The organism is Pseudomonas sp. NPDC088444, from assembly GCF_044900175.1.
Taxonomy (GTDB): Bacteria; Pseudomonadota; Gammaproteobacteria; order Pseudomonadales; family Pseudomonadaceae; genus Aquipseudomonas.
In genome coordinates, this window is sequence record NZ_JBJDNK010000010.1 from 21644 (window position 1) to 35574 (window position 13931).

16 protein-coding genes are annotated in these 13931 nt (G+C 59.0%); 5 read left to right on the top strand and 11 right to left on the bottom strand.

What is annotated here, in order from left to right:
- Positions 1-63 precede the first annotated feature (63 nt).
- Genes ACI2KB_RS19760 through ACI2KB_RS19785 form a run of 6 tightly spaced genes read right to left on the bottom strand, consistent with a single transcriptional unit; the run spans position 64 to position 6083 of the window.
- Positions 64-774: a TenA family transcriptional regulator gene (locus tag ACI2KB_RS19760; protein ID WP_404637059.1), complete on the bottom strand. Its 711-nt coding sequence runs from the start codon at positions 772-774 to the stop codon at positions 64-66.
- Positions 774-2087 carry a diaminobutyrate--2-oxoglutarate transaminase gene (gene ectB, locus ACI2KB_RS19765; protein WP_404637061.1) on the bottom strand — a complete coding sequence of 438 codons (1314 nt, stop codon included), beginning with the start codon at positions 2085-2087 and terminating at the stop codon, positions 774-776. Before ectB ends, ACI2KB_RS19760 begins: the two co-directional genes overlap by 1 nt.
- A gap of 20 nt (positions 2088-2107) precedes the next feature.
- A complete protein-coding gene (locus ACI2KB_RS19770) occupies positions 2108-2773 on the bottom strand; it encodes an N-acyl amino acid synthase FeeM domain-containing protein (RefSeq protein WP_404637063.1) in 666 nt (221 codons plus the stop codon).
- Positions 2748-3971 carry an MFS transporter gene (locus ACI2KB_RS19775; protein WP_404637065.1) on the bottom strand — a complete coding sequence of 408 codons (1224 nt, stop codon included), beginning with the start codon at positions 3969-3971 and terminating at the stop codon, positions 2748-2750. The genes ACI2KB_RS19770 and ACI2KB_RS19775 overlap by 26 nt, the downstream gene beginning before the upstream one ends.
- 45 nt (positions 3972-4016) lie before the next feature.
- Positions 4017-4946 carry a ThiF family adenylyltransferase gene (locus ACI2KB_RS19780; protein ID WP_404637067.1) on the bottom strand — a complete coding sequence of 310 codons (930 nt, stop codon included), beginning with the start codon at positions 4944-4946 and terminating at the stop codon, positions 4017-4019.
- Between the two features lie 27 nt (positions 4947-4973).
- A complete protein-coding gene (locus ACI2KB_RS19785) occupies positions 4974-6083 on the bottom strand; it encodes an alpha/beta hydrolase (RefSeq protein WP_404637069.1) in 1110 nt (369 codons plus the stop codon).
- 146 nt (positions 6084-6229) lie between these two features.
- Between ACI2KB_RS19785 and ACI2KB_RS19790 the strand changes: the two genes are divergently transcribed.
- On the top strand, positions 6230-7048 hold the full coding sequence (locus ACI2KB_RS19790) for an isocitrate lyase/phosphoenolpyruvate mutase family protein (protein ID WP_404637071.1): 819 nt from the start codon (positions 6230-6232) through the stop codon (positions 7046-7048).
- Between the two features lie 249 nt (positions 7049-7297).
- Here ACI2KB_RS19790 and cynS read toward each other — a convergent pair whose 3' ends face one another.
- A complete protein-coding gene (gene cynS, locus ACI2KB_RS19795) occupies positions 7298-7768 on the bottom strand; it encodes a cyanase (RefSeq protein WP_404637073.1) in 471 nt (156 codons plus the stop codon).
- Positions 7769-7798: 30 nt separating this feature from the next.
- Positions 7799-8179 carry a carbonic anhydrase gene (locus ACI2KB_RS19800; protein ID WP_404637075.1) on the bottom strand — a complete coding sequence of 127 codons (381 nt, stop codon included), beginning with the start codon at positions 8177-8179 and terminating at the stop codon, positions 7799-7801.
- 112 nt (positions 8180-8291) lie between these two features.
- Here ACI2KB_RS19800 and cynR point away from each other — a divergent pair, with 112 nt between their 5' ends.
- Entirely contained in the window at positions 8292-9185 is an 894-nt protein-coding gene (gene cynR, locus ACI2KB_RS19805) for a transcriptional regulator CynR (RefSeq protein ID WP_404637077.1), read from the top strand.
- 153 nt (positions 9186-9338) lie between these two features.
- Here cynR and ACI2KB_RS19810 read toward each other — a convergent pair whose 3' ends face one another.
- Together ACI2KB_RS19810 and ACI2KB_RS19815 are read right to left on the bottom strand one after the other, a co-directional pair.
- Positions 9339-9683, bottom strand: coding sequence for a cupin domain-containing protein (locus ACI2KB_RS19810; protein WP_404637079.1), 345 nt, complete (start codon positions 9681-9683; stop codon positions 9339-9341).
- A gap of 61 nt (positions 9684-9744) precedes the next feature.
- Positions 9745-10668: a LysR substrate-binding domain-containing protein gene (locus tag ACI2KB_RS19815; RefSeq protein ID WP_404637081.1), complete on the bottom strand. Its 924-nt coding sequence runs from the start codon at positions 10666-10668 to the stop codon at positions 9745-9747.
- A 345-nt stretch (positions 10669-11013) separates the two neighbouring features.
- Here ACI2KB_RS19815 and ACI2KB_RS19820 point away from each other — a divergent pair, with 345 nt between their 5' ends.
- Both ACI2KB_RS19820 and ACI2KB_RS19825 read left to right on the top strand, forming a co-directional pair.
- Positions 11014-11778 carry a sulfite exporter TauE/SafE family protein gene (locus tag ACI2KB_RS19820; RefSeq protein WP_404637083.1) on the top strand — a complete coding sequence of 255 codons (765 nt, stop codon included), beginning with the start codon at positions 11014-11016 and terminating at the stop codon, positions 11776-11778.
- 189 nt (positions 11779-11967) lie between these two features.
- A complete protein-coding gene (locus ACI2KB_RS19825) occupies positions 11968-12552 on the top strand; it encodes an NAD(P)H-dependent oxidoreductase (protein WP_404637085.1) in 585 nt (194 codons plus the stop codon).
- A 47-nt stretch (positions 12553-12599) separates the two neighbouring features.
- On the opposite strand, the gene ACI2KB_RS19830 is transcribed toward ACI2KB_RS19825, so the two are convergent.
- A complete protein-coding gene (locus ACI2KB_RS19830; RefSeq protein WP_404637087.1) occupies positions 12600-13244 on the bottom strand; it encodes a glutathione S-transferase family protein in 645 nt (214 codons plus the stop codon).
- A 121-nt stretch (positions 13245-13365) separates the two neighbouring features.
- On the opposite strand from ACI2KB_RS19830, the gene ACI2KB_RS19835 reads away from it, so the two are divergent.
- On the top strand, positions 13366-13902 hold the full coding sequence (locus ACI2KB_RS19835; protein WP_404637089.1) for a TetR/AcrR family transcriptional regulator: 537 nt from the start codon (positions 13366-13368) through the stop codon (positions 13900-13902).
- Positions 13903-13931: the final 29 nt, after the last annotated feature.

Consider the following 13931-nt stretch of genomic DNA (forward strand, 5'->3'; position numbering starts at 1 on the left):
GCGTAAGAGGCGCGACGGGAATTAAGTGGCGGCAGGCCGAGCGCATCCGGCCTGCCGCGTCGGTTACAGCGCGTCAAAAAAAGCCAGCCGCGCCTGAATCATCAGAAACGCCGCATGGCGGACCACTTCGAACAGCGTCGGGCTTTCGATGACCAGCCGCGACAGGATCGCCAGCATGGTGTCGGCATGCCCGTCGTCGCATTCGATGTGCAGGGTGAAGAACTTGAGCTGCTCCAGCTCGACGCCCTGTTTGACGAAACCGCTGACGATGTCGCTGTACACCGCAGGCACGATGGCTTCTGCACCCAGGCACAGGGCCGACAAGCCGTATACGCCCTCCGGCTGTTTGCAGAAATTCATTATGGTGTTGATCAGGCGCTGAGTCGCCGGTTGCGTGGGTTGCGAGTCCAGATGCAGGTCAAAGCTGCGCAGCATGTCGCGATAGATTTCGGAATGCGGAGGCTCGGTCACTTCACCAAAGCCCAGCTCTTCGAACAGGTTGTCGAAGACCTCCAGCACGTCGTCGTTGGATTCCAGGTTGACCATCAACTGGCAGATGTAACGGGTGAAGTAGCGGCTGTACTTGCCCTGTTGCACCAGAAAACCTTTGAGGCGATCCAGTGAAATCTCGCCATTGCGGCACCCGGTCAGAAACGGGTGACGGGAGATTTGCCTGATCATTTCTTCTTTCAGACTGGCCAGCTCTTGAAGGATGAAATCGCTGTCGTTGGGGCGGGTGTGTAGCGCGTCGAAGCCGTGAGTCATGGTGTTCATCAGGCGATCCCTTGCAGAGCGTCGGTCGGTGTGGCGTTGATGGAGAGGGCTCTGAAACAGGCGCGTTCAAGTTGTTCCAGGCCCTGTTGCAATGTTGGTGTGTCGATGGTCAGCGGCGGCATCAGTTTCAGGACTTCGCTTTGCGGGCCACAGGTTTCCACCAGCAGCCCCTGTTCGAGACAGGCACTGACGAGCGTCCCGGCAATGCTCGCATCGTCAAAACGCAGCCCCAGAAACATGCCGCGTCCCACGACGCGAGCGACGCCGGGAGAGAGGCGGGCGATGATCTGCTCAAGGCGTATGCGCATCAGGGCCGCGTTCGTGGCGATGGCGTCTTGAAGCTGCGTGTTTTGCCAGTAATCCAGTGCGGCACAGGCGGTGACGAAGGCCGGGTTGTTGCCGCGAAAAGTACCGTTGTGCTCGCCCGGCTCCCACAGGTCATGTTCGGGTTTGATCAACACCAGTGACATCGGCAGGCCGTAGCCGCTGATGGATTTCGACAGGCAGATGATGTCCGGCGAAATCCCGGCCGGTTCGAAGCTGAAGAAGGTGCCGGCACGCCCGCAGCCTGCCTGAATGTCATCGACGATGAGCAAGGCGCCGAGGTCTTTGCACAGTTGCTCGATGCGTTTCAGCCAGCCCGGTTGTGCGCAGTTCAGGCCGCCTTCGCCTTGCACCGTTTCCAGAATGAGCGCGGCCGGTGCTTCGTAGCCGCTGCCTGCGGTCTGGTAGAGCGAGGTGATGATGTCGGCGCTGTCGATGTCCGGGCCAAAAAAGCCGTCGTAGGGCAAGCGCACGACGTTGGACAGCTCGACCCCCGCTGCACCTCGTTTGTCGGCGTTGGCGGTCGCGGCCAGTGCGCCGAGGGACACACCATGAAAGCCATGGGTGAAGGCGGCCACGGTCGAGCGCCCGGTGACTTTGCGCGCCAGCTTCAACGCGGCTTCTACGGCGTTGGTGCCGGTGGGGCCGGTGAATTGCAGTTTGTAGTGCATGTTTCGTGGGGTGAGGATCACCTGCTCGAAACGCTCGATGAAGCGCGATTTGGCGTCGCTGTGAAAGTCCAGCGTGGTGGTCACGCCGTCCTGTTCGATGTACGCCAACAGATGTTTTTTCAGGTACGGATTGTTGTGGCCATAGTTCAGTGAGCCTGCACCGGCGAAGAAATCGATGTAGCGCAGGCCGTCGATGTCGGTGAGGGTGGCGCCGGATGCCGTGGCAAAGACCACGTCGCATTCCCTGCAATACGAGCGCACGTTGGATTCGAGGTGATAAATGGAGGTCGGGCTGTGCTTGAGAAGGGGAGCGTTCATAGGGTCCGTCCTGCGCGGCATCAGCCGGCGTTGCGCATCATGATGTAGTTGCCGAGTCCACTGTCCTGGCCATAAAAGATCGACAGCATGTCTTTGATGTCCAGGTGCAGCACCGTGCATTCCGAGGCTTCGTTGAGCTCATCGCGAAAGCGAATGTTCAGGTCGCGAAAGCCCATCTGGGTCAGGGCCTTGATCGGGGTGGTGCGGGTCTCGACAAAACAGTTGGCCAGCACGTTGTAGTTCTTCTCTTTCAGGCAGTGATGCAACGCGGCCTTGACCAGTGCGGCGAACACGCCGTGGGGGTAGGCGGCGAATTTCTGGTCGCGGTAACGGGCCGGGACCATCAGCCGTGCGCACTCCACCAGCTTGCCTTGGGCGGCCTGGCGCAGCGCCGTGATGTCGATGAAGTTCTCCACCGGCAGGCCCTGATCGCTGTCGATGACCATGCGCATCACGCCCACCGGTTCGCCTTCGCTGTCGGTGGCCAGCAGGTACACCGACGAGGCGTGGTAGCGATCGTTGCGCGGGTCGGTGTGCTGCGCGTCGAGCCAGCCGAGTTCTTCTTTGTAAACTTCTTCCCAGACGCTGCGGACCTTGGCCAGATCCGCTTCGCTGTGGGCGATGCTGACTGGGTTGATGCGCCGAGCGGGCACCGGAAAATCAAGCGGGAGCGTTGAGGTTGTCATGCTGTTGACTCCAGAAATGATGGGTGTAGGAGATGAGAGCGAGGGCAGACATCATGGCGAGCGCGCTGGCGATGCCCACTGAGGTGGCCGTCTGGTATTCGAGCAGCGTGCCGAGCAGCAACGAACCGAGCGGGTTGCCGCCCATGAAAAACAGCATCAGCAGCGCCAGCACTTGGGCTTTGTTGTGTGCGGGGGCGTTTTCCTGAATCAGCGTCTGGCCCATGCTCAGCGCGATGCCACCCAGAAAGCCCCAGGCGAACAGTAGCGAGAGCAACAGCCAGTGGCTGAACACGAAGGGCATGAGCGCCAGCCACAGCGAGGCCAGCAGGCAGCTCACGATCAAGGTGCGTTGCTTGTGGCGCACGCCTCCTGTGACCACCAGCGTCACGACTGCGGCGATCAGCCCGACCATGAACACGATGTTCGCGGTGGCCAGCAGCGAGGCGTCGTAGCCCGGTAATTGCGACAGGTGCAACGGCATGACCACGAAATACGATCCGAGGAAAAACACCCCGATCAGCCCGTTGATCAGCAGCACCGGAAACACCACCGGATGCCGCATCGAGAAGCGCCAGGCCTCGCGGATTTCAGCCAGCAGATTTGAATGCGGCTTGGCTGGTGTGGTGCTCGAAATCCGTGACACGCCGAACGAAGCCGAGAAGAACAGCAGCGCCAGCAAGGCGAACATCAGCCCGATCCCAAGCCATGACACCAGCCCGCCAAGGGCATAACCGATGACCTGAATGCCGAACTCGATGCCGATGTTGAGCGTGACGAACTTCTGCAATTGCCGTTGCCCGAGCACGTTCAACCAAGCCTCCCGCGCCGGGGCGCAAAAGGCCGAGAGCACGCCAAACAGCAGCGAGTAAATCAGCACCATCAGATAGCTCAGCGAGCCGTGCGCAACCCAACCGGCAAATAGCAACGCAGCCAATCCGGCGAGCAGGTAAATGCCCGCCAGCCAGCGGCGCAGCGGTTGCCGATCAGCCAGATAGCCGCCGTACATCACCAGCAACAGCACCGGCAGCATCAGGCACATCTGCGCGACGCCGAATTGAAACGGCGAGGCGTGGAGCACGCTGATCAGCACCCATGGCAGAAAGATGCTGTGAACGCCGACCGCGATGAACCACAGGCCCGAACCGCTGAGGAACAGGGTGATGTCGCGGGTTTCGTTCGGAGGGATAGGGTTGTTCAAGGCACAAACCTCGGTTCGGCCCCCGCACGCGAGGGCCGTGGTGCGTCAGGCGACGTTGAAGTGTTTTTGGTGTTCGTCCGGGTTGGCCCACTGGCCATCGAACTCGAAGATGCCGTTGTCGAAGGTCGAGCCGTCGAACCAGTAGTATTTAGGCATCGCCGGCAGCGGCGTGCTGTAGGGCGCGCCTTCCAAGTCGCAGAGCATCAGGGTCGAGCGGCACAGGATCAGGTAATGGGACGCTGTCGGTGCGATTGACAGAATCGGCACGTTGCCGGTGTCCTGCATCCAGCCGTAGATGTCCGGAATGCTCGGAAAGCGCGGCTGATAGGACGCTTGCAGCTTCACCAGCTTGTCCACCAACTCGGGCGTCATCTGCACGTCCTCGGGGATGCCATAGAAGTCCTCCAGGGTCAGCCCGTCCTTTTCGAACTTGTAGATGTTGGCGCCCCAACCGACCACGGACGAGGCCAGCATGCCTTTGCACTTCTCCGATTTGCGGTAGGCGCGGTGCAGGGCGTAGCGCTCGCCGATGCTGTAGAAATCCATCTGATCCAGCACCAGATCGCAGCCCTCGACGAAGGCTTCGGCGGTGTGTTTCTGGATGCCTTCGGGATACACCTCGATGGTCACGTCACCGGCCAGCTTGTGCACTTCTTCGGCCACCACCAGCGCCTTGTTGCGGCCCACGGTGGCCAGCGATGCGCCGAACTGACGGTTGATGTTGCTGATCTCGAACGAGTCCGGGTCGGCGATCTTGATGTGTCTTACACCGAGGCGTGCCAGACCCAGCGCGACCGCGCCGCCGATGCCACCCGCCCCCGCCACGCCAACCACGGCGTTGGACAGCTTGGCCTGATTGGCCACTTGTTCGAGTGGCGTGTTCCCCAGAAAACAACCGCTGCGCGAAACCCGTTCCTGGTACACCTGTTCGTTGAGGACGCCTTGCAGGGTGACGATGCGTGCTTTCTTCAGCATGGTGTTGCTCCTTTTTTCAGTTGAGTTTCAGTTGCGGCCGCCGCAGAAATTGCAGGTCAGTGCCAGTGGGGTATAAGGGCCTTCGAGAAACAGTTGAACTTCGCGATACAGTTCAAAGCGCTTCCTTTCAAACAGCATGGCGTGGGTGCCTTTATCAATTAATACCGAGCGTTTGCTGGGGGCGTTGGTTAAGTGGCTATATAACCAGTCGGTGTCATTGCGCGTGGTTAAAACATGGTCGTAATCGCCACGGGTAATTAATACCGGTATGGTGATTTTGGCCGGGTCCCAATAAATACCGTGCCAGGCGTCATAAATATCCTGTGCAAATCCGCCCGGTACTTTGATCGTGCCTTGTTGAGTGCCGCGTTCTGATAATGAGTCTTTTGGCCAATGGGCAATGAAGTCGTTTTCCAGTTGCACAGCGGTGCCCTGCGGGCGGTCATCGGTGAGCATCGCCAGGCGCTTGTCCATGGGGATTTCGTAGAAGTTCAGGCTGGGGCGCTCGGCGCTGCCGAACAGGCCCTTGATGATCGCCGGATCAATGTCGTCGCGGCGCACAATGGGCGAGTTGAACACCACCTTGTCCAGCTTTTCAGGGTGTGCCGTCGCGTAGTAGCCCGCAGGAATGGCGCCTCGTGAGGTGGCGATGAGGGTCAGCTTCGTCGCGCCGCTTTGTTTGAGGATGTAGTCGACGGCAGCGTCCAGCACTGGCACCAGGCTTTTGGCAGTGCCGACGGGGTCGGCGGTGGTGTGGGCGTCGGCCTTGCGCATTTCCGGGTAATCGTCGGAACGGCCATAACCGGGCAAGTCGATGACCCAGGCATCGCGGCCGGAGTTGGCGACATCTCGTGACCATGAATATCCATCAATCGGATAACCCGCCGATAACTTACCGGAAATGGTCGCGCCATGAATAAACAACACCACTTGCGATTCTTTAAGTGTTGAGCGTTGTGGGCCATTGGCGGGGTCATGCCATAGTGCGACGTTAATGGCCGTGTCAGGCAGTTTGAACGTGCTGAGTATTGAAGTGTCTGTGAGGGCTGAAGTTGAACTTTTGTTGGGCTCAACTTGTGTAGCCAGTGCCGTTGTGCAGGCGATCGAAAGCAATAAAGCGGTTACGGTCCGTTTCATGAAAGTGCGTCCAGGGCGTTAGGTGGGGCAAGACTTTCATGATCGTTCCGTGCTGTCTTTTCATGATTTTTGAAATCGATTCAATTTTTTTGAATGGGGTCCGGGCGCAAGGCCCTTTAGTCTTGCGCTCAGGGAGGACGCCATTCATGAATGCAAGCAAGCGTTTCAACGACCTGCACCGCCCCGGCAGCCCCATGTTCGTGATGCCGAACGCGTGGGACGAGGGCAGTGCGCGGCTGATTGAACAACTGGAGTACCCGAGCCTGGGCACCACCAGCGCAGGTATCGCGTACGCGCACGGGTACAGTGATTCATCGGTGACGATGGACAACCAACTCAGGTTCGAAGCCATCGACCGCATCGTGCGGGCGGTGCGCATTCCGGTGAGTGCAGACCTGGAAAACGGCTTGGCGAAAAGCAGCGAAGGGGTGGAGAACAACTTCCGGCAGATTTCCGACATGGGCTGTGGCGGTGCGTCTATCGAAGACATCGCCGACTACAGCGCTGCGTCAGGACCGGTATTTTTTGACGTGGAGCGGGCGCGAGAGCGGGTGGTGGCGGCCTGCGAAGCGGTGCGTACACGCAATCCGCACTTCGTGGTGACGGCGCGCACCGATTATTTGCTCGGGCCGCATGAATATTCGTTGAGTGAAGTCATCAAGCGCCTTACCGCCTTTGAGGCCGCAGGCGCCGATTGCCTGTTCGCGCCGGGGTTGCGCAGCATGGAGGATCTGCTGACGGTTCAGAATGAGCTGAGCAAACCCATCAACGTGCTACCCGCCAAACGCATGACCCTCGACCGGTTGCGCACGGCCGGGGTTCAGCGGGTGAGTCTGGGCAGTTCGTTGTTCCGCGCAGCTTACAAGCAGATCGCGATGGTGCTGGCAGAGCTGGATCAGGTCACCGGCATGGATTACATGCAACGTGCGCTGCCGCCAGGGCATCTGGAAAAGATCATGCGCTGAAGGTAATCGCTTTCGCCAGCAAGCCGGCTCCCACAGGTTCATCGTCTACCACAAGATTCGGAGTCGGCACGGCTCTTGTGGGAGCCGCCTTGGTGGCGAAGACCATAGGCCAGTCAACATCGTCAGCAAGTTGGATACAGAGCATTTGCACCCAGCCATAGAATCTCCCACAGCCTAAGCGCCTGCCCTTCATACACAAATCGTTCAAACACCGCCGGACGTTTTGTGTATGAAGAGCAACGGCGTTTTTCAGAACGGCTTGTACGGCAGGAACTTGCCGTCCAGCGTGATCACCGCGCGAGAACCGCCTTCCGGGTCTTCCACTTTCTTGATGTCCATCTTGAAGTTGATGGCGCTGATGATGCCGTCGCCGAACTGCTCATGAACAAGCGCTTTGAGGGTGGTGCCGTAGACCTGAATCATTTCGTAGAAACGGTAAATGGTCGGGTCGGTCGGCACGCCCCCGGCGATGCTGCCGCGCAGAGGGATGGATTGCAGTTGGCGGACATCATCGTCGTTGAGCTCCAGACGCTGACCGATGATCTGCGCGACGTTGGCAGGCAAGGGATGCTGTCCCAACAGTGCGGCCGTGACGTACGTCAGGCTCAGGCCGGTGCCTTCGGCCAATTGCTCGAACGAGAGGCCTTTCTGCGACTTGATGTCGATGATTTTGGCGGTCAGGGCCAGGCTTGGGTCTTGATAGGCGTTGGACTGTTGCATGGTGTCTTTCCTCGGGGGTAGGGATCAAATTCAGGCAGCGTCGCGGTTGCGCCGGGCCTGTAGAGCGTAGGTGTGGGGGTGGTCGGTCAGCGACACGAAGCGACGAGCTGCGCCATCGAGCGCTTCGACCGAGCCGGTTTCGATGTCGTAGACCCAGCCATGCAGATTCAGACGGCCCTGTTCCAGCGCCAACCGGACGCTGGGGGGTGTCTGGAGATTGGCCAGTTGCGCGATGACGAACAGCTCGCCCGGCTCTTGCTGAGTCAACAATTCCGGGACCACGCGGCTGTCCGAGCAGGTGATGAACAACGTCGCCGGGCTTTGTGCGCTGGCCAGGGTTTTGAACAGTTCGGCCCTTTTGGGAAAGGCTTCACTCTGAAATTTGAGCAGACCGTCGATGAGCGCTTTCATGCAGAAAAACCTGATGAGCAGTGGCTGTGGCGTCGATACTGATCCGGCTTGGCTATAGCGTCCAAGACCGATCTACAATAGTTTCTATAAGCCCTGCCTATAGAGTTTCGCCATGCTTCTGCGCCATTTGAAATACTTGCTGGCCGTGGCCGATCACGGCAATTTCAGCCGTGCTGCGCAGGCGTTGCACGTTTCGCAGCCGACGCTTTCGCAGCAGATCCGGCAACTGGAGGACAGCCTGGGGGCAGAGCTGCTCGACCGGTCGGCGCGTACGGTGCGTCCAACGGATGCGGGGGCGGTTTACATCGAATACGCACGTCAGGTGATGCGCGACCTGGAGGCGGGCCAACGGGCGATTCATGACGTTAAGGACTTGTCGCGAGGCGCGTTGCGGTTGGCGATGACGCCGACCTTCATGGCCTATCTCGCAGGGCCGCTGATTCGGGATTTCAGCCATCGGCATCCGGCGATCCGGTTGAGCGTGTTCGAGCTGTCGCTGGATGAGATCGAATCACGGCTGGCGGACGACAGCCTCGATCTGGCCATCGCGTTCACCGATGTGCGCCACCCAGACATCGACTGCGTGTCTTTATTCGTGGAGCAGCTCAGCGTAATGGTGGGCGCGTCGCATCCCCTGTTCGGTCGAGCGGATCCGTTATCCGCCGATGAACTGGCAACGCTGCCCTTGGTGTTGTTGACCAAGGACTTTGTGACGCGCACCTGCATCGACGATTATTGCCGCGCCCACGGCGTGACGCCGAGGGTGGACATGCAGGCCAATTCGGTCAGTGCGATTCTGGAGATTGTGCGGCACATGCCGATGGCGACGATACTCCCGCAAGACACCGCAGCTCAAATGCGCGGGGTTTTCGCAATTCCTTTCCAAGACGACGCTCCGCAACGCAGTGCGGCTCTTCTGCGCCGACGCAACGTCTGGCAGAGCGCTGCGTCGGTGGAATTCGAACGCATGTTGAAGCACTGGTGCGAAGCGCGAAATCAAGCCTGACTGCCGATCACGATCTTGCCGATCATCGGCGAGTGCAGGGCGCCGGGATACTCGAACCTACGACGATGCGAGTACTATGGGAGCCGGTTCATTCGCTCCCATAGGTAGATCAGGTATCACCCCGATCCGCTAGAGCGGTTGGGATGTCAGCCGTCACGCAAACACAAAATACTTACGCACGGTCTCAACCACTTCCCAGGTGCCTTTCATGCCTGGCTCGATGATGAACTTGTCACCGGCCTTCAGGTGGATCGGCTCTTTACCTTCCGGGGTGATGATGCAGTAGCCTTCCTGGAAGTCGCAGTACTCCCACTTCACGTACTCGACATACCACTTGCCCGGTGTGCAGATCCAGGTGCCCATGATCTTTTCGCCGTCGGCGCTGGTGTAGGCGTTGAGGTTGACGGTGTGTGGGTCGCCGCCGATGCGCTCCCATTTGCAGGCGTCAACGACGGGCAGTGGGGTGGTGTCGCGAAGAAGAATGATCGAGTCGCTCATGACAGCTCCAGAAGGGGTGGCGAAAGTTGCGCTCGCACACCTTAGGCGGCTCTGGAACGTGTCAGTTGTCTGTGCTCGACATCGGGGTGTCTGGAAGCGCAGTTTTTCCGCGTAAATGGCGCACCAATGAACGAGCATATTCCGGCAGGGCATCGAAATCCGTGGCGCACAACAGCAACTGGCGATCGGCCCAAGGATCGCTTAAAGGGAGCGCTTTCAGATTCGACGCGTGCTGAAAACGCTCGACCGCTGCCTGAGGCACGACGCCCAATCCGGCCCCGCGCAACACCATGCGCAACACCCCGTCGAAGCTCTCGGCGCGCACGCGGGTCTTGATTCGTTGCCCCAGATGCAGCGCCTGTTCTTCGAGGTAAATCGCCATCGCGCTGTTCACCCCCAAACCCACGAACTCGTAGGAGAGGGCCTGGCTGAAACGCAACGAAGTATGGGCTGCCAGTGGATGGTCGAGCGGCACGATCAGGGTCAGCGGGTCGGCACAGAACGGCAGGGTGTGCAGGTCGCTGGCATCGACCGCGTTAGAGATGATCCCGATGTCGGCCGTACCCTGACGCACGGCGTGCAGGATACGCAGGCTGGGGTGTTCTTCCAGATGGATGTCGATGTTCGGGTGCAGGGCGAGAAATTCAGCCAGCGTCTCGGGCAGGTACTCGCTCAACGCCGAGGTGTTGCACAGCAGGTGGATCTGGCCTTTGAAGCCTTGAGCGTAATCGGTGAGGTCGGCTTGCAGGCGCTCGACCTGTTGCAGAATCAACCGCGCGTGCTGCGCCAGCGCCTTGCCTGCGGCGGTGGGTGTGATACCGCGTCGGCCGCGTTCCAGCAACGTCACCGCAAGCGCAGATTCCAGCCCGCGAATCCGCGCGCTGGCCGAGGCCAGGGACAAGTGGCTGAGCGTAGCGCCTGCGGTGATGTTGCCCGCTTCAGTGACGTTGAGGAAAAGCTTGAGGTCGATCAGGTCGAAGTGCATGGCTGGCTCTACTTAAGTACAGAGTGCACAGAAGGTTTTTTGTGAAAGCCGCCTTGATGGCGAAGGCGGTTGTTCAGTTATGAAGAGGTTGCCTGGCTGACCGCATTCGCCAGCAAGCCGGCTCCCACAAATTCAGCGTCGAACTGGAGATTTGGATTCGGCGCAATCTTTGTAGGAGCCGCCTTGGTGGCGAAAGCGGTTGACCAATCAACATAGAATCTCCCACAAAGAATGGGAGTCCGCCGCAACGTAGACGGGGGCGTGGGCGATGGTTCTGTTATAGACGAAGGCTGGCTCAATATATCGCAGATTTAAAATCGCGCTGCACAGGCTCATGATCACCCCATGACGACCTTCTTCTCGCTGTACCAAAATCTCGGCTGGAGCCTGACAGCACTGGTGCTATTTGCCTTTTTACTGGCAGGCACGGTCAAGGGGTTGATCGGCATGGGCCTGCCCACGGTTGCGATGGGCTTGCTCGGTGTGGCTATGTTGCCAACACAGGCTGCGGCGCTGTTGTTGATTCCTTCGACCTTCACCAATCTCTGGCAACTGGCAGCCGGTGGACATTTGCGCAGCTCAATGCAGCGCTTGTGGCCCCTGCTGACAGCGATTGTCGTGGGCACGGGAATCGGCTCGTACGTGTTGGGCGTGGGCAGTGCTCACAGCATGGGGCGGGCGTTGGGCGGCGCGCTGTTCGTCTATGCGCTGTGCGGGTTGTTTTTACCGACGCTCAAGGTGCCACCTCGTGCCGAGGTCTGGTTGGGACCTTTGTGTGGCCTGATCACTGGTCTGGTCACCTCGGCCACCGGCGTTTTCGTGATTCCCGCAGTGCCCTACATTCAAGGGCTGGGTCTGGATCGCAATCAACTGGTTCAGGCCTTGGGGCTGTCGTTCACGGTGTCCACTCTGGCATTGGGCGCGGGCCTGTTCTGGAACAATGCGTTGGGCAGCGCCGAAATGAGTGCATCGTTGCTGGCTGTGGTTCCTGCTTTGTTGGGCATGATGATGGGGCAGTGGCTGCGTCAGCGCATCAGCGCGCTGACCTTCAAGCGTGTGTTTTTCATTGGCATGGCGCTGTTGGGGTTGCATTTGCTGATCGCTGGTTGAACATCGAAGGCAATAATGAACGGTTGATTCGTGACTTCAAGGCAAATGTATTTTGCATCGGCAGCGCTTATATCTCCGACGCTGAGTCGTTATCCTGCCGTCCATTCAAAATTCCAATCCTTCCATGACAAACGCCCCGCCTGGCCCACTTCGAGTCGGTCGACGCTTGGGCAATGACGAGGCTTTTCCATGAAAAAAATCCTGTTCCTGAACGGTGGTAAACAGTTCGCGCACTCCGATGGCCGCTACAACGCCACCCTGCATGACGCTGCCATCGCGTTCATGGACCGCGCCGGTTTTGACGTGAAACAAACGTTCATCGACGGCGGTTACGACGTCGCCGAAGAAGTGCAGAAATTCCTGTGGGCCGATGTGATCGTCTGGCAGATGCCAGGCTGGTGGATGGGCGCGCCGTGGACCGTGAAAAAGTACATCGACGAAGTCTTCACCGAAGGCTATGGCAGCCTGTACGCCAACGATGGTCGGACCCGTTCCGACAGCTCGCAGAAATATGGCAGCGGCGGTTTGCTGCACGGCAAGCAATACATGATTTCGGCCACTTGGAACGCTCCACAGCAGGCCTTCGACGACCCGACCGATTTCTTCGAAGCCAAGGGCGTGGACGCCGTTTACTTCCCGTTCCACAAAGCCAACCAGTTCCTGGGCATGACCGGCTTGCCGACTTTCCTGGCGGTGGACGTTATGAAAGTGCCAAACATCGAAAACGACGTGAAACGTTACGAGGCGCATCTGGCGTCGGTGTTTGGTGTTTAAAAAAAGCGCCCGCTCGGTAGTTGATGCCGAGCGGGCGTTCACGCGTTTCAGGCGGGATTTCTGACGCTTGGACGTTGCTGCACGTTGCTCTGCCATGATTTCAGCGCGGTGCAATCTTCAGGGATTTCGATGCTGGCGAAACCGGCAAAGACCAGCCCCGCGAACACGGTGATGTCTGCCATCGAGAACTGCTCGCCCGCCACGTAGGGCTGGCTGCGCAGGACCTGATCGAAATATTTCATCCCGGCCACCGCCTTGTCGCGCTGGCGATTGCCCCATTCGACGCGGCCTTCCCATTCCGGGCTTTTGTACGGCTGCAATCCGGCGCCCAATCCGGGAGTCGCGTGGTGGAAGTAAATCCCCACAGGATCAGCAAGTTCCGACTCGGCGCGTTTTTGCATCATGTGGACGACCGCCTTTTCCTTCGGCGTTTTGCCGGTCAGGGTCGGCTGGCCGTCAAGGTTGTCGAGGTACTCGGTAATCGCTGTGCATTCGGAAATGTAGGTGCCGTCGTCCAGTTGCAGCACCGGCACTGTGCCGGTCGGGTTGATCGCCAGAAACGGCGGTTGTTTGTGCTCGGCGGCGGGCAAATCCACTTTGATGAACTCGACGTTCGACGCCAGCCCCTTCTCGGCGAGAACAATTCGAATGCGCAAAGGGTTGGGGAAACCAGGAATATCGAAAACTTTCATGCAAGCTCCATAGCTGTCTATCTATCGGTAGGTATAAACTGCGCCCAGATGATTTCACCTGTCAACGTCTATCTATCGATAGGAAGGTAAATTTATGACGATGGATACTCGGGAAACGATCATGTCGGTCGCCCGAAAAATGGTGCAAACCCGCGGGTATAACGGGCTGAGCTTTCGTGAACTGGCCAAGGAAGTCGGGATCAAGAGCGCGAGCATTCACTACCATTTCCCGACCAAGGGCGACTTGGGCAGTGCGCTGGCCAAGCGTTACACCGAAGACGGGATGGCCTATCTTTCGGGTTTGCGCGCCGACTCGGACGATCTGAATCTGTGGATGAAGGGCTATACCGAGATTTTTCGCATGGCCTTGGTCAACGATAACCGCATGTGTTTGTGCGGCATCATGGCGGCCGAGTACGACGACCTCCCTCCTGAAGTGCGGGTTGAAGTAGACAACTTCACGGCCGTGAATGTGCGGTGGCTGAGCGACGTCCTGTCGATCTGCCGCCCGCAGTTGAGCGAAGAGGATCGAGAGCGTCAGGCATTGGCGATTTATGCGGCCGTGGAAGGGGCGCAACTGGTTGCGCGTGGCCGTAGCGACCTCTCGGTTTTCGACACCACGATCGACGCCTATCGAGCGGCCGGCCTGTTACCGTGATGCGGGTTGTGTTGGCTTGCGTCGAGGAA